Origin of the sequence: Nonomuraea sp. NPDC050733 (genome assembly GCF_040654215.1) — a bacterium.
GTDB lineage: Bacteria > Actinomycetota > Actinomycetes > Streptosporangiales > Streptosporangiaceae > Nonomuraea.
Map to the genome: position 1 here is coordinate 125,909 of NZ_JBFAHO010000005.1, position 17,314 is coordinate 143,222.

Consider the following 17,314-nt stretch of genomic DNA (forward strand, 5'->3'; position numbering starts at 1 on the left):
GGCGCCGGGATGCGCGCCCTTAAACGATCGGGCGCACCCCGGCGCCGGACGCGGACGTCAGGCCGTCTGAGTGAGCGCGACCTCCACCAGGAAATCGGGCGCGTCCTGCAGGACGAACTCCTCGACGTTGCCCGCCCCGCACAGGTCGTCCTGCGCCAGCCGGACGAGGCCGGCCTCGGGGCCGGACACCGTGAGGCGGGACACCTCGGCGCGCATGGACAGCTTGGCCTCCGACTTGGCCTTGCGCACGCGCCGGAGCACCTCGGAGGCGACGGTCAGCACGGCCGGGTCGCCGGTCCCGCGCTCGACGGCCGGCCAGGCGGAGCGGTGGACGGAGCCGGGCCGCCACCACGACCACACCTCCTCGGTGACGAACGGCAGGAACGGCGCGAACAGCCGCAGCAACGCGTCGAGCGCCAGCCGCAGGGCCGCGTGGGCGGAGGCGGCGGCCGCGCCGGACTCGTAGGCGCGGGCCTTGACCAGCTCCAGGTAGTCGTCGCAGAACGACCAGAAGAACCGCTCGGCCGCCTCCAGGGCCCTGGTGTAGTCGTAGTCCTCGAACGCCCGGGTGGCCTCGTCCACCACGTCGGCCAGGCCCGCCAGCATGGACAGGTCGAGCGGCTCGCTCACCTCGGCGTCGGCCTCGGGGAAGCCGAGCACGAACTTCGAGGCGTTGAGGATCTTGATGGCGAGCCGCCGCCCGACCTTGATCTGCCCGGTGTCGAACGCGGTGTCGGTGCCGGGCCGCCCGCTGGCCGCCCAGTAGCGGACCGCGTCGGAGCCGTACTCCTCCAGCAGGCCGAGCGGCGTCGTGACGTTGCCCTTGGACTTGGACATCTTCTTGCGGTCGGGGTCGAGGATCCACCCGGAGATGGACACGTCGCTCCACGGCAGCGTGCCGAACTCCTGGTGGGCCCGGACCACGGTGGAGAACAGCCAGGTGCGGATGATCTCGTGGGCCTGCGGGCGCAGGTCCATCGGGAAGACCCGCGCGAACAGGTCGGGGTCGCGCTCCCACCCTCCCGCGATCTCCGGCGTGAGGGAGGAGGTGGCCCAGGTGTCCATGACGTCCGGGTCGCCGACGAACCCGCCGGGCTTGCCCCGCTGGTCCTCGGTGTAGCCCTCGGGGACCTGCGACGACGGGTCCACCGGCAGCAGGTCCTCGGGCGGCAGCAGCGGCCGGGTGTGGTCGGGCTCGCCGGCGTCGTCCAGCGGGTACCAGACGGGGAACGGCACGCCGAAGAAGCGCTGCCGGGAGATCAGCCAGTCGCCGGCCAGGCCCTGCACCCAGTTGTCGTAGCGGACCCGCATGTGCGGCGGGTGCCAGCGCAGCTCCGAGCCCCGGCCGAGCAGCCGCTCGCGCAGCTCGGCGTCGCGCCCGCCGTTGCGGATGTACCACTGGCGGGTGGTGACGATCTCCAGGGGCCGGTCGCCCTTCTCGTAGAACTTGACCGTGCGCTGGACCGGCCTCGGCTCGCCGTCGAGGTCGCCGGACTCGCGCAGCAGCTCCACGATGCGCTCGCGGGCGCTGTGGACCGTCTTGCCGGCCAGCTCCTCGTACGGCTCGCGCTCGGCGCCCTCCGGGGGCTCGGGCAGCAGCCGCCCGTCGCGGCCGATGACGGGCCGGGTGGGCAGTCCGAGCTCGCGCCACCAGGTGACGTCGGTCAGGTCGCCGAACGTGCAGATCATCGCGATGCCGGACCCCTTGTCGGGCTCGGCGAGGTGGTGGGCGAGGACCGGCACCTCGACGCCGAACAGCGGCGACAGCGCCGACGTGCCGAACAGCGGCTGGTAGCGCTCGTCGTCGGGGTGGGCGACCAGCGCCACGCAGGCGGGGATCAGCTCGGGCCGGGTGGTCTCGATCCAGATCGGCCCCTTCTCGCCGTAGAAGGAGATCCGGTGGAACGCGCCCGGCCACTCGCGGTCCTCCAGCTCGGCCTGGGCGACGGCGGTGCGGAAGGTGACGTCCCACAGCGTCGGCGCCTCGGCCAGGTAGGCCTCGCCGCGCGCGAGGTTGCGCAGGAAGGCCCGCTGGGAGGCGGCCCGCGCGGCGCCGTCGATCGTGGCGTACGTCATCGACCAGTCGACCGACAGCCCGAGGCGGCGCCACAGATCCTCGAACGCCTTCTCGTCCTCGGTGGTCAACCGCTCGCACAGCTCGATGAAGTTGCCCCGCGAGATCGGCACCTGCCGCTTTGGGTCGGGCTTGGCGGGAGGTGTGAAGTCGCGGTCGTAGGGCACCGAGGGGTCACAGCGGACGCCGAAGTGGTTCTGCACGCGGCGCTCGGTGGGCAGGCCGTTGTCGTCCCAGCCCATGGGGTAGAACACCTCACGCCCGCGCATCCGCTGGAAGCGGGCGATGGTGTCGGTGTGGGTGTAGGAGAAGACGTGACCCACGTGGAGCGAGCCGGAGACGGTCGGAGGAGGCGTGTCGATCGAGTAGATCTGCTCACGCGTCTTCGACCGGTCGAAGCGGTAGGTGCCCTCCTGCTCCCAGCGGGCTACCCATACCTGCTCCAAGCCGTCGAGGGACGGTTTTTCCGGCATGGTGGCATGGCGTAGTCGCTGTTGAGTCATGCCTCCATATGCTACGGCTTCGTGGGTCACGCCAGCGTTGCAGACTAGGGTTCGTTACCGAGGGGAAGGAGACGTCCGTATGGCAGAGGAGAGGCCGGACCTGGCCTGGCGGGTCATCGGGGGGCTGATGGGCCTGGCGACCGCGTGGGTGGCGCGCAAGGCCCTCGGGTTCGTCTGGGTGAAGGCGACGGGCAAGGAGCCGCCTGTCGATCCCGACTCCCCCGAGGTCAGCATGGGCGAGGCGATCGGCTACGCGGTGCTCATGGGCGTCGGCATGTCGGTGGCGCAGATCGTGGTCAATCGGACTGCCAAGAAGCGCTATGAGGCGTGGCGGGCGGTGAAGCAGGTGACTCGAGTGCCGTGAGAAACTCGCTCGCCCAGCGGTCCACGTCGTAGGTGGCGACCCGGCGGCGCATCGTGCGCATCCGCCGGGACAGCTCGTGCGGCGTGGCCCGCATGGCGGCGATCATCTGGCGCTTGACGTCCTCGATGTCGTACGGGTTGACCAGGTACGCCTGGCGCAGCTCGTCCGCCGCCCCGGTGAACTCGCTGAGCACGAGCGCGCCGTGCAGGTCCTGGTGGCAGGAGACGTACTCCTTGGCGACGAGGTTCATGCCGTCGCGCAGGGGCGTGACGACCATGACGTCGGCGGCCAGGTAGAGCGCGGCCAGCTCCTCGCGGCCGTACGACTGGTGGAAGTACTGGACGGGCTGCAGGCCGAGCATCGCGTGCTCGCCGTTGATCCGGCCCACCTGGAGCTCGATGTCGTCGCGCAGCCGCTTGTACTCCTCGACCCGTTCCCGGCTGGGCGTGGCGATCTGCACGAACACCGCCTCGTTGGGGGCGAGTGTCCCCTCCTTGAGCAGCTCGCCGAACGCCTCCAGGCGCTGGCCGATGCCCTTGGTGTAGTCGAGGCGGTCCACGCCGAGCAGCATGTGGTCGGGGTCGCCGAGCTCGGCCCGGATCTCCTTGGCGCGCTGGATGATGTGCGGCTCGCGCACCAGCGAGTCGAGCTCGCCGAAGTCGACGGAGATCGGGAACGCCTGCGTGGTGACGGTCCGGTCCTCCAGGAAGATCTCGTTCCCCTTGTACGGCAGGCCGAGCAGGCGGCGGCAGAGCCGGCGGAAGTTGGCGGCGCCGCCGGGCAGCTGGAAGCCGACGAGGTCGGCCCCGAGCAGGCCCTCGACGAGGTCCTTGCGCCAGGGCAGCCGCCAGAACAGCTCGACCGGCGGGAAGGGGATGTGCAGGAAGAAGCCGATGCGCAGGTCGGGCCGGAGCTTGCGGAGCATGGCGGGCACGAGCTGGAGCTGGTAGTCCTGCACCCAGACGACGGCGCCCTCGTCGGCGGCCTCGGCCGCGGCGGTGGCGAAGCGCTCGTTGACGGCGCGATAGGCCTCCCACATCTCCCGCTCGAAGACCGGGGGCGCGACCACGTCGTGGTACAGCGGCCAGAGCGTGGCGTTGGAGAAGCCCTCGTAGTACAGCTCGACCTCACGGGCCGACAGCGGCACCGGGATGAGGCTCATGCCGCCCTGTTCCAGGGGCTCGAGCTTCTCGTCGGGGGCGCCGTGCCACCCGAGCCAGGCGCCGTGACGCCGCTGCATCACCGGCGCGATGGCGGTCACGAGCCCGCCGGGGCTCCTGCGCCACGAGGCCGTTCCGTCGGGCTCGACCGTGCGGTCCACCGGCAACCGGTTGGCGACGATCAGGAACGAGCTACGGCCACTCACCCAAGTCCTCCTAGGCTCACCTGTGCGGGAGCCGCGACACACGGCTCCAGGCGCCCACCGCCGAGCCTCGCCGTCGCATCACCGCCCTCGCGCCGGGAGCGTGCGTCGCCGCGAGCTCGCGTACGGAACGGCGCCCTTAGACCCTGCCCAGGACCTGGGGAAACAAACGTGAATGCCGCATATCACACACAACGGACGTTTCCCAACGATCCGGGCAGCGGGCGGCGTTCACGCCCCGGCCGGGCGGCGGGACTGGACCATGTGGAAGCGGCCTGCGACGAAGGACGGGTCCGTGAGCGAGGCCGTGGCCGCCGGATTGGCCCCCGTGCCGTGGTAGTCGCTGAAGGCCGCCGACTGGTTGACGAACACCCCGCCCTCCAGGTTGCACGACAGGTTGACCCCCGCCTCCAGCGCCGCCCGCTCGGCGCGCGCCAGCACCTCGGGCGACGTCGAGTACACCGCCGCCGTGAGCGCACCCCGCGCGGCGGTCACCCGGCGCAGCAGGTCCAGGCTCTCCTCGGTCGAGGCCGTGGGCACGACGAACGCGATCGGCCCGAAGTGCTCCCGCCCGTACACGTCGTCACGGCCGGCGTCCACGCGGACGATCACGGGCGTGCGCACGACCGCGTCGGGGAAGGCCGGGTGCTTGAGCGCGCGGGACTCCAGCACCACCTCGCCCAGCGACGGCGCGGCCTCCAGGCGGGCCAGCACGTCCGGGTTGACGATCGCGCCGGTGAGCTCCACCGCGCGCGCCTCGTCGCCCAGCAGCCGCCCGACGGCCCCGGCGAGCCCCGCCGCCACCTCCTCGAAGCTCTTGTGCCCCTCGTCGGTCTCGATGCCGCCGGCGGGGACGAGGATGTTCTGCGGGGTGGTGCACATCTGCCCGCTGTAGAGCGACAGCGAGAACGCGAGGTTGCCGAGCATGCCGCGGAAGGAGCCGGCCGAGTCGACGACGACCGTGTTGACCCCGGCCTTCTCGGTGTGGACGAGCGCCTGGCGGGCGTTGGCCTCCAGCCACTGGCCGAACTCGGTCGACCCGGTGAAGTCCACGATCCGCACGCCGGGATGGGTGGCGAGGGTCACGGCCAGGCCCTGGCCCTCCTCCACGGCCAGCGACACCAGCGCCGGGTCGAAGCCGGCCTCGGCGAGGACCTCGCGGGCGATGCCCACGGTGATCGCCAGCGGCAGGATCGCCCGGGGATGCGGCTTGACGATCACCGGGTTGCCGGTGACCAGCGACGCGAACAGCCCCGGATAGGCGTTCCAGGTCGGGAAGGTGTTGCAGCCGATCACCACCGCGACGCCGCGCGGCACGACCGTGAACGTCTTGTTCATGACCAGCGGGTCGCCCTTGGCCGGCTTCTCCCAGCGGGCCGAGGCGGCCGAGGCGGTCATGGCGGCGTGGCCGTACGCGACGGCCTCCAGCGCGCGGTCCTGCGCGTGCGGCCCGCCGGCCTGGAACGCCATCACGAACGCCTGCCCGGTGGTGTGCTGCACCGCGTGCGCGAGCTCGAACGAGCGCTGGTTGATCCGGTGGACGATCTCCACGCAGACCAGCGCGCGGGTGTCGGGCCCGGCGTCGCGCCAGGCCGGCAGGGCGGCCTGGGCCGCCTCGACGAGCAGCCCGGCGTCCGGCTCGGGGTAGGTGACGCCGAGGTCGAGCCCGTACGGCGACCGCTCGGCGCCGACCCACCCGCCGGTGCCCGGCTGGTCCAGCTCGAACGGCTTGCCCAGGTGGGCCTCGAACGCGGCCTTGCCCCGCTCGGCCGCCCCCTCGCCGTAGACGCGCGGTGACGGGGACTCGGAGTAGGCGCTCCAGTAGCCCCGGCCGGCGATGGCCGCGAGGGCCCGGTCGAGAGTCTCGCGATGCTGGTCGAACATGCTTTTTCCGACCTCTCTTGCCGCGGTTCGGGCAGACGCTGACGTGTTTACCGAACATTCGGTCAGTTGACAAGCGAGACATCCGGGCGGGCGGGAAGAGGGTGGTCCGCAATCGGGATAATGGCGCCATGGCCGTACAACCTCGCCAGGGGAGGCGGGGGCACGATCCCGAGTCCGTCCTGGCGATCGCCGTGGACGTCTTCAACGAGCGCGGCTACGACGGCACCAGCATGGAGGACCTGGCCAGGGCGCTGGGGGTCACCAAGTCGGCCATCTACCACCACGTGGCGGGCAAGGAGCAGCTGCTCGCGCGGGCGCTCGACCGGGCGCTGGACGGCCTGTCGGAGCTGGTCGCCGACGAGCGGGCCGACTCGGGCCCGGCGATCGGGCGCCTGGAGTGGGTGGTGCGGGAGAGTGTCCGCATCCTGGTGGACCGTCTGCCGTACGTGACGCTGCTGCTGCGCGTGCGGGGCAACAGCGCGACCGAGCGGCGGGCGCTGGAGCGGCGGCGCGCCTTCGACGCCTTCGTCAGTCACCTGGTGAAGGAGGCGGCGGCCGAGGGCGCGATCCGGCCCGACCTGGACCCGGCGCTGGTGACGCGGCTGCTGTTCGGGGCGGTCAACTCGATCACCGAGTGGTACCGCCCGGCGCGTGGCGGCTCCGCGGACGACCTGGCGGACACACTGGTGCGGATGACCTTCGACGGCCTGCGCGCTCAGGACGCCTAGCGGTCGATCCCGCGCCGGGACGGCGGAGGGGGCAGCTTGCCGCGCAGGTCGTCGCGGATGGCCTGGCCGAGCTTCTTGGTGGCCATCCGGTTGAGCGCGCCACCGGCGACGGCGCCGGTGAGGAACGGGCCGAGCGTGGTCAGATGGCGGCCGAGCGTGCGCATGAGACGGTTGCGCAGAGCCGTCTTGGTGGCCGCGCCGAGCGCGACGGAGACGGACGCGGGGGCGAGGGGGTCGACCCCGCGCTGCTTGGCCCAGGCGGCGGTGAACGCGGCGGCGCGCTGCGGGCCGGTGCCCTGGACGCGCACGCCGTAGACCTCGTGCAGCTCGGCGAGGAGCTTGACCTCGATGGCGGCCACGACGATGGTCTCGGCCACGAGCTGGGCGGGGGCCGACAGAAGGAGGGGCGGCGCGGCGAACTCGGCCGCGGCGAGCGCTCCGCCGATGGCGCCGACCGTCATGGTGGCCTTCTGGGCGGTGCGGATGAGGTCGTCGGCGAGCTGCTCGCCGGTGAGGCCGTGGTGGTGCTCGGAGAGCGTGTGGAGGTCACGGATGGGGATGCGGGGCGCGATGCTGAGGAAGATCTCGGCCAGCCAGCGGCCCCGGCCGGTGCCCTCGGCGCGCGCCTTCCACTCGCCGGCGCTCAGGCTGCGGGCTAGACGGCCGAGCAGCCTGCGCCGCTCGGCCGGCTCCAGCTCGCCGGGCTCGGTGAGCTTGCCGACGAGCTCGCCGACCTCCGTTTCGGTGCCGGCGAGCTCGTTGTCCGGCCGCGGGTCCCGGTCCTGCCGGTCCCCGTCCTGCCGGTGTCGGTCGTCCTTGCGGTCGTGCGGCTCGTCGCTGTCTCGCTGATGCCTGTCCGGTCGGGCCACGCGGAAGCCTCCGTCCTCTGGTCGCGACAGCTCGTTGCCCAGGCGGCGTCGTTCCATGCCGCCGCGGGCGAGCTGTCTCGCTCCGTGGTCAGGCCGCGCACTCCCGGCAGACCTGCTGGCCGTTCTTCTCGGAGGCCAGCTGGCTGCGGTGGTGCACGAGGAAACACCGCGAGCAGGTGAACTCGTCGGCCTGGCGCGGAATCACCCGCAGGCTGAGTTCTTCGTTGGACAGATCCGCGCCGGGCAGCTCCAGCGATTCGGCGAGGTCGGTCTCGTCGATGTCGATGCTGCCGGACGACTTGTCGGTGCGCCTGGCCTGCAGCTCCTGCAGGCTGTCCTCACCGAGGTCGTCGTCTGTCTTGCGCGGGCTGTCGTAGTCGGTAGCCATGGTGCTACTCCATCCCCCTCATCCATATGTCTTCGCGCTCGTCGCGCGTCTTCTAACGTCTGGCAGGTGTGTCTTGTGCCCGCTCCGGTGGGGAGATTGTGCATCGGTACCCCGGTTGAACGAACACTGAACCTCCCAACACGTCAGGGCCTTCTGCCATCGGCAATGGTTAGCCAAATATGGCCAAACCCACAGCCTGGCGTCACGCACCACCGTGTTCGACGGCACATCCAACCACATGTGCGGCAAGAACGAGACGCCCCCACCCGACCAACACGCCGGATCAGCGACTCGGAAGCCGAATGGTCACCACAAGTCCTCCGCCCTCTCGTGGCACGGCGGTCACGTCGCCGCCGTGAGCCTGCACCACGGCGCGCACGATGGACAGTCCGAGGCCGGCCCCCTTCGCCGAGTCCACGCGGTCCGCGTGGAGCCTTCTGAACGGCTCGAAAAGGCTGTTGACCTCGTACGCCGGGACGTGCTGCCCCGTGTTGGCCACCTGAACAACCAAGGCCCCGTCCACCATTCCCGTTCGAATCCAGACTTTTCCGTTCTCGGGGGCGTTGTATTTGACGGCGTTCTCCAGCAGGTTGCTCACGGAGCGTTCCAGGAGCACCGGGTCGCCCACGGTCGGCGCGCTCACCAGCTCGGTCGTGATCGTGACCCCGTGCTCCTCGGCGAACGGCGTCACCTGCTCGACGGCGGACGTGGCCACGTCCTTGACGTCCAGCGGCTTGCGCACCGCCAGCTCCCGCTCGCTGCGCGCCAGCAGCAGCAGGCCCTCGATGAGCTTCTCGTTGCGGGCGTTGACCTCCAGGAGGGTACGGCCCAGCGCCTTGAGGTCCTCCGACGCCTCCGGATCGGACAGGGCGATCTCCAGCACCGTCCGGTTGATGGTCAGCGGGGTGCGCAGCTCGTGGGAGGCGTTGGCCACGAACCGGCGCTGGGTGTCGAAGGCGACGTTGAGCCGGGTGAGCATGGCGTCGAAGGTGTCGGCCAGCTCCTTCAGCTCGTCGTCGGGGCCCCGCAGGTCGATGCGCTGGTGGGCGAGGTTGCTCTCCGACAGCTTGCGGGCCGTGGTCGTCATCTGGGTCACCGGGCGCAGCGCGCGGTCGGCGACGAAGTAGCCGAGGATGAGGGCCAGGATGCCCACGCCCACCAGGGCGAGGACGGAGCTGCTCAGCAGGACGTCGCGCGCCGTCTGCACGGCCTGCTGCTGCGCGATGCCCCACCGGCGCTGCGTGATGGCGGCGTCGATCGGGTCGAGGCCGCTCAGGTCCAGCGGCAGCCACGCCTCCTCGATGGCCCGCCCGACGATCGCGTAGATGGAGAACAGCAGCACGCCGGCCGCCACCAGGAACAGCGCGCTGTAGGTGAGGGTGAGCCGCCAGCGGATGCTGACCCTGTCGGGCAGCTCCATCACCCGCTCGCGCGCCGACCGCTGGACGGGCGCGTAGGCGGGCGGCGGCGGGCCGTCCCAGACCGGCGGGCCGCTCGGCGGCGACGCCTCGTTCGGCCGGGTGGCCTTGCGCTCCGAATGCGGGCTGATCATGGGGTGCGTGGGCACCGCATTCTCGCGCCGCTCCTGCCTCTCGGTCACACAGCCCCCTCCGCCAGGCCCCTCGCCCGCCCCGTGACGACACCGCCCGGGAGGGCGCGGGTCACAGCTTGTACCCCACCCCGGGCACGGTCTCGATCACCTGCGGGTCGCCCAGCTTCTTGCGCAGCGTCATCATGGTGACCCGCACCACGTTGGTGAACGGGTCGATGTTCTCGTCCCATGCCTTGTCCAGCAGGTCCTCCTGGCTGACGACGGCGCCCTCGGCGCGCATCAGCTCCTCCAGGACCGCGAACTCCTTCTTGGTGAGCATGATCTCCCTGCCGTCGCGCTCGACCAGCCGCTTGCCCGGGTCGAGGCGGATCCCGGCCCGCTCCAGCACCGGCGGCAGCGCCGGGGCCGAGCGGCGCCCGAGCGCCCGCACCCGGGCGACCAGCTCGATGAACACGAACGGCTTGGCGAGGTAGTCGTCGGCCCCCAGGCCCAGCCCCTCCACCTTGTCGTCCACGTCGCCCGAGGCGGTGAGCATGAGGATCCGCGAGGCCGTGCGCTGCTCCACCAGGCGGCGGCACACCTCGTCACCGTGGACGACCGGCAGGTCCCGGTCCAGGACGATCACGTCGTAATCGATGTAGGAGGTGCGCTCCAGCGCGCCGCCGCCGTCGTAGGCGACGTCGACCGCCATGGCCTCGCGCCGCAGGCCGGTCGCGATCGCGTCGGCGAGCACCCGCTCGTCCTCAACCACCAGCACTCGCACGCCCGTGCACCCCTCTCCCATTCTCGGCACTCATTCTGCACACGCCTTCGATAAGCGCACGGTAAGGCATGCGCCGACAACCTGCCGCAACGCATCCGAGAATTCATGTTTCGGACAGCGAGCGCCCTGGGTATGCCAGCGTGACATCCATCGACGTGCCATGAGGGCACGGTCCCGTATGGGTGCCGCTTCTCCCTGGGAAGCTCGAACCCCGCAGAAAGTAGGTGAGATGGGCGAGTTCACCACGACGATCGAACGCCGCCTCGACCAGGCTTACCAGGGCCTCCAGCAGGCCCGTAGCGCCGGCGACGACTACCTCGCCGACACCCTCACCGCCGAGATCGAGGACCTGCGCCGGCTGGCGGACGATCACGGCATTCCCTTGCCCTGCTGATCAGGCGCGAAACACGCCTGCTGATCACGCGTAGGAACGGCCGGGCCCCTGCTGAAGGGGGCCCGGCCGTTTCACGTCTGCGCGGTCATCTGCGCGGTCAGGCGTCGCGTTCGGGGTCGAGCGGCGCGAGCAGGTCGTGCAGTTCCTCGAACAGCTCCGGCGCCGCGCACAGCAGCAGCTCGGAAGAGGCCGGCTTGCCGTTCAGGCCCGCCACCCGCGCCCCCGCCTCCGCGGCGATCAGCCCGGCCGCCGCGTAGTCCCACCGGTTGACGCCCCGCTCGTAGTAGCCGTCCACGCGGCCCGCCGCCACCGAGCAGAGGTCCGCCGCGCACGAGCCGCCGCGCCTGATGTCGCGCACCCGGGGCAGCACCTCGGCCAGCACCCTCCCCTGGACGGCTCGCCGCCGGGCGTCGTAGCCGAACCCGGTGGAGACCAGCGCCTGCGCCAGCGGCACCCCGGTGTTGCAGCGCAGCCGCTCGCCGCCGAGCCAGGCGCCCTCGCCGAGCGCCGCGGTGAACACCTCGCCGCGCGGCACCACGTTGACGACGCCGGCGACGACCTGGCCGTCCACCTCGACCGCGATCGACACCGCCCATTCCGGCAGGCCGTACAGGAAGTTGACGGTGCCGTCGATGGGATCGACGATCCAGCGCACCCCGGAGTCGCCGCCCGCCTCGCCGCCCTCCTCGCCCAGGACGCGGTCGCCCGGCCTGGCCTCCTGGATGCGGGCGCGGATCAGCCGCTCCGACGCCGTGTCGAGCGTGGTCACCACGTCGGTGGGGCTGGACTTCGTCTCGACGACCTCGGACATCGTCGGCCGCTTGGCGAGCAGCATGTCGCCCGCCTCACGCGCGATCTCCTCGGCCAGCCGTGCGAACTCGTTCATCAGGCCACCGACTCCGGCCGCTTCCACTCCTCGCCGAGCACGTGCTGGGAGAGGAACGCGAGGACGGTCTCGTACCAGGCGACCGCGTTGCCGGGCTTGAGGATCCAGTGGTTCTCGTCCGGGAAGTAGAGGAACTTGGACTCCACGTCGCTGCGCCGCAGGTCCCACCACAGGCGCAGCGCCTCGCCGATCGGCACCCGGTAGTCCTTGTCGCCGTGGATGACCAGCATCGGGGTGCGGATCTGGTCCAGCGACAGGTGCGGCGACAGCTTGGCGTAGCGCTCGGAGCCGACCGGGCCGAACTCGCGCTGCCAGTACATGGCGGCGTCGGTCGTGCCGGCGAACTGCTCGAGGTTCCACAGGGAGGCGTGGGTGACGATCGCCCGGTAGCGGTCGGTGTGGCCGGCGACCCAGTTGGCCATGTAGCCGCCGAAGGAGCCGCCCATCGCGGCGGTCCGCTCGGCGTCGATGTCGTCCCTGGCCACGGCGGCGTCCACGATCACCTCCAGGTCGGCCATCGTGCGCGGGCCCCAGTCGCCCCAGCCGCGGTCGATCATCGACTGGCCGTAGCCGGTGGACAGGCACGGGTCGGGCATCAGGACGGCGTAGCCGTGCGCAGCCATGATCCATGACTGCCAGCGCCACTGCCAGTCGTTCCAGGACGAGACCGGACCGCCGTGGATCCACAGCAGCAGCGGGGCCGGGTCGGCGGCGGAGGCGCCCTCCGGCAGGACGAGCCAGCCGCGGACGGTCACACCGTCGTCGGCGGTCGCGGAGATCTCGGTGAGCGTGCCGGGCAGCTCAGGACGCGGGGCGGGCGACGGCAGGTCGGCGATCTCGGCCGCCGCGCCCGTCCGGTCCGTGTCGATGCGCGCCGGGCCGGGGGCGATGCCGACGCCGCTGCGCAGCGCGTACAGGAAGCGACCGTCGGCCGAGGCGTTCAGCCAGAGGTAGGAGGCGTCGTCCTCGGTGACCCGGACGGCCTCGCCGGAGTCCTCGCCCAGCGGGACCCGGAAGACGGGCCGGCGGCCCTGGTGGTCGGCCGCGACGTAGACGGCCGAGGAGTCGGGCGCCCACTCCACGTCGGCGTGGAACAGCTGCTCGGGCGCGTAGGCGCGGCCCGCGCCGGTGGCCAGGTCGCCGATCCACAGCTCGGAACGGGCCGGCAGGTCGAGCGCGCTGAGGCGCTCGCGCGAGCAGGCGACCCGGGTGCCGTCGGGCGAGACCGCGATCGGGCCGCCGAAGTCGTGGGCCTCGTCGCCGAACAGCACGCGCCGCTCGCCGGTGGCCACGTCGATCGCGACCAGCTCGGTGCGCATCTCACCGCGCGGCAGCGCCACCCGCCAGGTCGTCACCACGGTCGCGCCGTCGGGCGTCAGGTCGAACGTGGCGTCGCGCAGCGCCTCGCCCGGGTCGGGCGTCAGGTCGCGCACATCCTCCAGCCGGTCGTCGCCGAGGCGGGCGGCGAACAGCCGGGTGCGGCCGGGGCCCAGGTCGTGGTCCCAGTAGCGCACCGGGTAACCCTCGTGCAGGATCGCGCTGATGCCGGCGTCCTTGCGCGCCTTGCGGCGCTCCTCCTCGGTCGCCTCCTCGCCGTCGAGCACGTCGGAGGCGAACACCACGACGTCGCCCGCCGTGCGGAAGGACGAGATGCCGCCGGGCCGCGCGGCCACCTGCCGCGCCTCGCCGCCCGCGCGCGGCAGCAGCCACAGCGCCGGCACCTCCTCGCCGGCGTCCGCGACCGTCGGGTCCGGGCGGGCGGAGGTGAACAGCACGTCCCCCGCGCGGGTGAACGCCGCCGCGCTCTCGCCCTTGGACGAGCGCGTCAGCCGGTACGGCTCACCGTCGACGGGGATCGCCCAGAGCGCCGTACCGTACGACTTGCCGTCGGGGTTGAGCGACTGCACGACGGACACGAGCCGGGATCCGTCCGGCGCGAGCTTCAGCGAGAGAACCCGAGGGATGGCCACGTAATCACGTATGTCGTTGAATGCGCTCACCCGATCGAACCTACCTGTTCATGGCCTCCCTGCGGGAGGCGGCTCGGTCGCTCCCTCGCGGGGAGACCGCGCGTACTCCGGCATAGGGTTGGCGTGTGGGGAACTACGACGCGCTTCTGGTCCTATCGTTCGGCGGCCCCGAGGGTCCCGACGACGTCATGCCGTTCCTGGAGAACGTCGTGCGGGGCCGCGGCGTGCCGCGCGAGCGGCTGCTGGCGGTGGCCGAGCACTACCTGGGCTTCGGCGGGGTCAGCCCGATCAACCAGCAGAACCGCGACCTGGTCGAGGCGCTGCGCCCGGTGGCGGGCGTGCCGGTGTACTGGGGCAACCGCAACTGGCACCCGTTCGGCGAGGACACGGTGCGGCGGATGAAGGAGGACGGCGTCCGCAGGGCGGCGGTGTTCGCCACCTCGGCGTTCGCCGGCTACTCCAGCTGCCGCCAGTACTACGAGGACATCGAGCGCATCTCCCTCGAAGGCGGCCCCGAGCTGGTCAAGATGCGGCACTACGGCGACCATCCCGGTTTCGTCGAGGCGATGGCCGACCACACCCGGCAGGCCCTCGACCGGCTGGGCCACGACGACGCCCGACTGGTGTTCACGGCGCACAGCGTCCCGCTGAGCATGGCCCGCACCGCCGGCCCCGAGGGCGGCCTGTACGAGGCGCAGCTGCGCCGCGCCGCCGAGCTGGTCAACCGGGCGCTGGGTCGCACGCAGCCGTGGGACCTGGTGTGGCAGTCGCGCAGCGGCCCGCCGCAGGTGCCGTGGCTGGAGCCCGACGTGTGCGACCACCTGCGCAAGCTCGACGCCCCGGCGGTGGTGCTGGTGCCCATCGGGTTCGTCTCCGACCACATGGAGGTCGTCTACGACCTGGACACCGAGGCCCGGCAGGTGGCCGCCGAGCTGGGGCTGCCGATGGAGCGGGCGGCGACGGCCGGCACCCATCCCGCGTTCGTGCGGATGGTGCGCGAGCTGATGGACGAGCCGGAGCCCGTCCCGTGCCCGCTGACCTGCTGTCCCTCCCCGGTCCGGCCGGGATCGGGCCGCGCTCAGGTGTAGGCGCGGGCGTAGCCCTCGGCGACGCCCATGACCTTGTTCACGTAGTCCCAGGAGTGGTTGTAGAACCAGATCGCCTTGCGCAGCTTCTCGCCGCCCTTGCCGGCGCCGTTCGCGCACAGGTAGTTGGCGGCTCCGGGCACCGCGTCGTACGGGCTCCAGATGTCGGCCTTGCCGTCGGCGTCGCCGTCCACGCCGTACACCTTCCAGGTGGCGGGCATGAACTGCATCGGGCCGAGCGCCCCGGCGCTGGACGGCCCGTTGTTGCGGCCGTGTGAGCTCTCGACCTGGCCGATGGCGGCCAGGACCGTCCAGGACAGACCGGGGCAGCGGGTGGCCGACTGCTTGTACAGGTCCAGGTAGCTGGCGGGGCGGCCCCTCGCCGGAGCGGTGGGGGCGGCGGTCGCGGCCGTGGCCGGGGCCTGGGACTTCTTCCGCTCCCGGGCCTTCTCGGCGACGAGGGACACGACCTGGGAGCCGGCGCCGAGCAGCCGGCGCACGCGGGCCTGGCTGATCGCCCCGCCCTTGCCGTGCAGCAGCACCGCGACGCCGCGGGCCATCCGCAGCTCCTGGCCGCGTCCGGCGCTCACCAGGCCGTCGACGCCGCGCAGCCCGAGCGTGGCCGACGCCGCGACGCGCAGCCGCGGGCCGCCGTCCACCTGGTACTCGGCGCCCAGCGCGAGCCCCAGCCGGCGGGTCGTGGCGGCGTCGGCGACCAGCTCGCCGCGCGCCAGCGCGCTCCAGACGCCGGGATGTTCGGCGACGGCCTTCGGCGTCCACGACCGGAAGGCGGCCGGCTCGACCGCGAGCAGGCTGAGCGAGGTGCCCGACACCTGGACGGCGCCCGCGTCCACGACGACGACCTTCTGCACGTTCCTGACCTTGGCCAGGGCCAGGCGGGTGCTCTTCGGCACCTCGCCGCGGGCGATGGCGATCATGCTGGGCGCGGTGACGGTGACGCCCGGTCCGCCGGCCGCCGGCTCGGCGTCGTTCCCGGCCGGCGCGGTGGTGGGGACGAGCTCGTCGAGCCGTATCTGCTGACGCTCCCCGAGCTGCACCCGCCGTACGGGCTGCCGGGCCGCGGCGTCGTGCGGGTCGCCGCCCAGCAGGACGGCCACTCCCCCGCCGAGCGCCGTCAGGACGGCCACGGCCGCCGCCACGAGAAGCACGGACCGTAAGGAGGGAAGACCGGACACGCGGGACACGTTAGCCGAATCGGCGAAAAATCCGGTGCCGAACGGGCATCAGCCATGACAAGGTGAACGTCGCAGCGACAGGGGGACATCAGGTGGTCGGGCCGTACCGGGGGTTGTTCGAGGGGCCCGGCGTCAAGGGATTCGTGCTGGCCGGGTTCGTCGGCCGGATGCCGATGTCCATGCTGGGCATCGGCATCGTGCTGCTGATCTCGGCGCTCAGCGGCTCGTACGCCACGGCCGGCGCCGTGGCCGCCACCACGAACATCTCCTTCGCGATCGCCGCCCCGCTGACCGGGCGGCTCGTGGACCGGTTCGGCCAGCACCGGATCATCGCCCCGTTCGCCTCGCTCAACGCGCTCGCGCTGGCCGCCCTCATGCTCAGCGCGGGCCTCGGCCTGCCCCAGTGGACGCTGTACGCCTCGGCGCTGCTGGTCGGCGTCACCACGCTGTCGCTCGGCTCGATGGTGCGGGCCCGCTGGTCGACGCTGCACGGCGGCTCCTCCCGGCTGCACACCGCGTTCGCGTTCGAGTCCGTGGTCGACGAAGTGATCTTCGTCACGGGCCCGGCCCTGGTGACCGTCCTCGCCACCGAGATCAACCCGTACGCGGGGCTGACCGTGGCGCTGGTGTGCATGCTCGGCGGGTCGCTGGCGCTGGCCGCGCAGCGGCGCACGCAGCCGCCCGTCCAGCCCTCCCGGGGCAGCGGCGGCACGCCCATCCTCATCCCCGGCATCGCCCTGCTGGCCTGCGTCTACCTGGGGCTGGGCACGGTGTTCGGCTCGGTGGACCTGATCACGGTGGCGTTCGCCGAGGAGCACGGCGTGAAGGGGGCGGCCGGGTTCCTGCTGGCCGCGTTCGCGGGCGGGTCGATGGTGTCGGGGCTGTGGTTCGGGTCGCGGCACTGGCGGATCTCGCTGCGGGGACGGTTCCTGCGGGCGCTCGTGGTGTTCGTGGCGGGGCTGACGCCGATCATGTTCATCGGCGACGCGTTCGTCATGGCGGGCGCGCTGTTCCTGGCCGGGCTGGCGATCTCGCCGACGCTCATCACGGGCTTCTCGCTGACCGAGAGGCTGGTCCCTCCGTCCCTGCTCACGGAGGGCATGGCGTGGATCTCCACGTCCATCGGATTCGGGGTGGCGCTCGGCGCGTGGGCCGGCGGGCGGCTCACCGAGACGGTCGGCGCGTCGGGCGCGTACGTCCTCCCGCTCGCCGCGGCGGCTCTCGCCGCGGTCGTGGGCGCGGGAGGTTCGGGTTTGCTGAGACTTCCGGAAGCGGCTTCACCGGTCGAGAGTTGA

The 17,314-nt window shown here is 72.1% G+C and carries 15 protein-coding genes; 5 read left to right on the forward strand and 10 right to left on the reverse strand.

What is annotated here, in order from left to right; translation table 11 throughout:
• Window positions 1-57: 57 nt before the first annotated feature.
• The gene (gene valS, locus AB0H64_RS12320; protein ID WP_357623169.1) at window positions 58-2,577 is read right to left on the reverse strand and encodes a valine--tRNA ligase; all 2,520 of its coding nucleotides are present in this window, start codon (window positions 2,575-2,577) and stop codon (window positions 58-60) included.
• A 79-nt stretch (window positions 2,578-2,656) separates the two neighbouring features.
• Between valS and AB0H64_RS12325 the strand changes: the two genes are divergently transcribed.
• Window positions 2,657-2,941, forward strand: a complete 285-nt coding sequence (locus AB0H64_RS12325) for a DUF4235 domain-containing protein (protein WP_357623171.1) — start codon at window positions 2,657-2,659, stop codon at window positions 2,939-2,941.
• On the opposite strand, the gene AB0H64_RS12330 is transcribed toward AB0H64_RS12325, so the two are convergent.
• Window positions 2,874-4,307, reverse strand: a complete 1,434-nt coding sequence (locus AB0H64_RS12330; protein ID WP_357623173.1) for a trehalose-6-phosphate synthase — start codon at window positions 4,305-4,307, stop codon at window positions 2,874-2,876. The two genes, AB0H64_RS12325 and AB0H64_RS12330, sit on opposite strands and share 68 nt — an antisense overlap.
• A 228-nt stretch (window positions 4,308-4,535) precedes the next feature.
• Complete coding sequence (gene paaN, locus AB0H64_RS12335) at window positions 4,536-6,188, reverse strand: phenylacetic acid degradation protein PaaN (RefSeq protein ID WP_357623175.1); 1,653 nt, start codon at window positions 6,186-6,188, stop codon at window positions 4,536-4,538.
• 128 nt (window positions 6,189-6,316) lie between these two features.
• Here paaN and AB0H64_RS12340 point away from each other — a divergent pair, with 128 nt between their 5' ends.
• Entirely contained in the window at window positions 6,317-6,916 is a 600-nt protein-coding gene (locus AB0H64_RS12340; RefSeq protein WP_357623177.1) for a TetR/AcrR family transcriptional regulator, read from the forward strand.
• Here AB0H64_RS12340 and AB0H64_RS12345 read toward each other — a convergent pair.
• From AB0H64_RS12345 to AB0H64_RS12360, 4 genes are all read right to left on the reverse strand, one after another.
• Window positions 6,913-7,785 (reverse strand): hypothetical protein, encoded by an 873-nt coding sequence (locus AB0H64_RS12345; protein WP_357623178.1) that lies wholly within the window; start codon window positions 7,783-7,785, stop codon window positions 6,913-6,915. The two genes, AB0H64_RS12340 and AB0H64_RS12345, sit on opposite strands and share 4 nt — an antisense overlap.
• A gap of 88 nt (window positions 7,786-7,873) precedes the next feature.
• On the reverse strand, window positions 7,874-8,173 hold the full coding sequence (locus AB0H64_RS12350) for a DUF4193 domain-containing protein (RefSeq protein WP_020542847.1): 300 nt from the start codon (window positions 8,171-8,173) through the stop codon (window positions 7,874-7,876).
• 283 nt (window positions 8,174-8,456) lie between these two features.
• Complete coding sequence (locus AB0H64_RS12355) at window positions 8,457-9,773, reverse strand: HAMP domain-containing sensor histidine kinase (protein WP_357623181.1); 1,317 nt, start codon at window positions 9,771-9,773, stop codon at window positions 8,457-8,459.
• 61 nt (window positions 9,774-9,834) lie between these two features.
• The gene (locus AB0H64_RS12360; protein WP_357623182.1) at window positions 9,835-10,488 is read right to left on the reverse strand and encodes a response regulator transcription factor; all 654 of its coding nucleotides are present in this window, start codon (window positions 10,486-10,488) and stop codon (window positions 9,835-9,837) included.
• Between the two features lie 229 nt (window positions 10,489-10,717).
• Between AB0H64_RS12360 and AB0H64_RS12365 the strand changes: the two genes are divergently transcribed.
• The gene (locus AB0H64_RS12365; RefSeq protein ID WP_310710934.1) at window positions 10,718-10,882 is read left to right on the forward strand and encodes a hypothetical protein; all 165 of its coding nucleotides are present in this window, start codon (window positions 10,718-10,720) and stop codon (window positions 10,880-10,882) included.
• Between the two features lie 97 nt (window positions 10,883-10,979).
• On the opposite strand, the gene AB0H64_RS12370 is transcribed toward AB0H64_RS12365, so the two are convergent.
• Together AB0H64_RS12370 and AB0H64_RS12375 are read right to left on the reverse strand one after the other, a co-directional pair.
• On the reverse strand, window positions 10,980-11,768 hold the full coding sequence (locus AB0H64_RS12370) for an inositol monophosphatase family protein (protein ID WP_357623184.1): 789 nt from the start codon (window positions 11,766-11,768) through the stop codon (window positions 10,980-10,982).
• Window positions 11,768-13,768 (reverse strand): S9 family peptidase, encoded by a 2,001-nt coding sequence (locus AB0H64_RS12375; RefSeq protein ID WP_357623186.1) that lies wholly within the window; start codon window positions 13,766-13,768, stop codon window positions 11,768-11,770. Before AB0H64_RS12375 ends, AB0H64_RS12370 begins: the two co-directional genes overlap by 1 nt.
• Before the next feature lie 95 nt (window positions 13,769-13,863).
• On the opposite strand from AB0H64_RS12375, the gene AB0H64_RS12380 reads away from it, so the two are divergent.
• Window positions 13,864-14,826, forward strand: coding sequence for a ferrochelatase (locus tag AB0H64_RS12380; RefSeq protein ID WP_357623188.1), 963 nt, complete (start codon window positions 13,864-13,866; stop codon window positions 14,824-14,826).
• Here AB0H64_RS12380 and AB0H64_RS12385 read toward each other — a convergent pair.
• A complete protein-coding gene (locus AB0H64_RS12385; protein ID WP_357623189.1) occupies window positions 14,817-16,019 on the reverse strand; it encodes a lytic transglycosylase domain-containing protein in 1,203 nt (400 codons plus the stop codon). The genes AB0H64_RS12380 and AB0H64_RS12385 overlap by 10 nt on opposite strands.
• 62 nt (window positions 16,020-16,081) lie before the next feature.
• On the opposite strand from AB0H64_RS12385, the gene AB0H64_RS12390 reads away from it, so the two are divergent.
• Window positions 16,082-17,314 carry an MFS transporter gene (locus AB0H64_RS12390; protein ID WP_357623190.1) on the forward strand — a complete coding sequence of 411 codons (1,233 nt, stop codon included), beginning with the start codon at window positions 16,082-16,084 and terminating at the stop codon, window positions 17,312-17,314.

What these genes read in the sequence shown, in the direction of transcription:
- valS (WP_357623169.1), bottom strand. Translation starts at nt 2,577, where the DNA reads ATGACTCAACAGCGACTACGCCATGCCACCATGCCGGAAAAACCGTCC.
- AB0H64_RS12325 (WP_357623171.1), top strand. Translation starts at nt 2,657, where the DNA reads ATGGCAGAGGAGAGGCCGGACCTGGCCTGGCGGGTCATCGGGGGGCTG.
- paaN (WP_357623175.1), bottom strand. Translation starts at nt 6,188, where the DNA reads ATGTTCGACCAGCATCGCGAGACTCTCGACCGGGCCCTCGCGGCCATC.
- AB0H64_RS12340 (WP_357623177.1), top strand. Translation starts at nt 6,317, where the DNA reads ATGGCCGTACAACCTCGCCAGGGGAGGCGGGGGCACGATCCCGAGTCC.
- AB0H64_RS12350 (WP_020542847.1), bottom strand. Translation starts at nt 8,173, where the DNA reads ATGGCTACCGACTACGACAGCCCGCGCAAGACAGACGACGACCTCGGT.
- AB0H64_RS12365 (WP_310710934.1), top strand. Translation starts at nt 10,718, where the DNA reads ATGGGCGAGTTCACCACGACGATCGAACGCCGCCTCGACCAGGCTTAC.
- AB0H64_RS12370 (WP_357623184.1), bottom strand. Translation starts at nt 11,768, where the DNA reads ATGAACGAGTTCGCACGGCTGGCCGAGGAGATCGCGCGTGAGGCGGGC.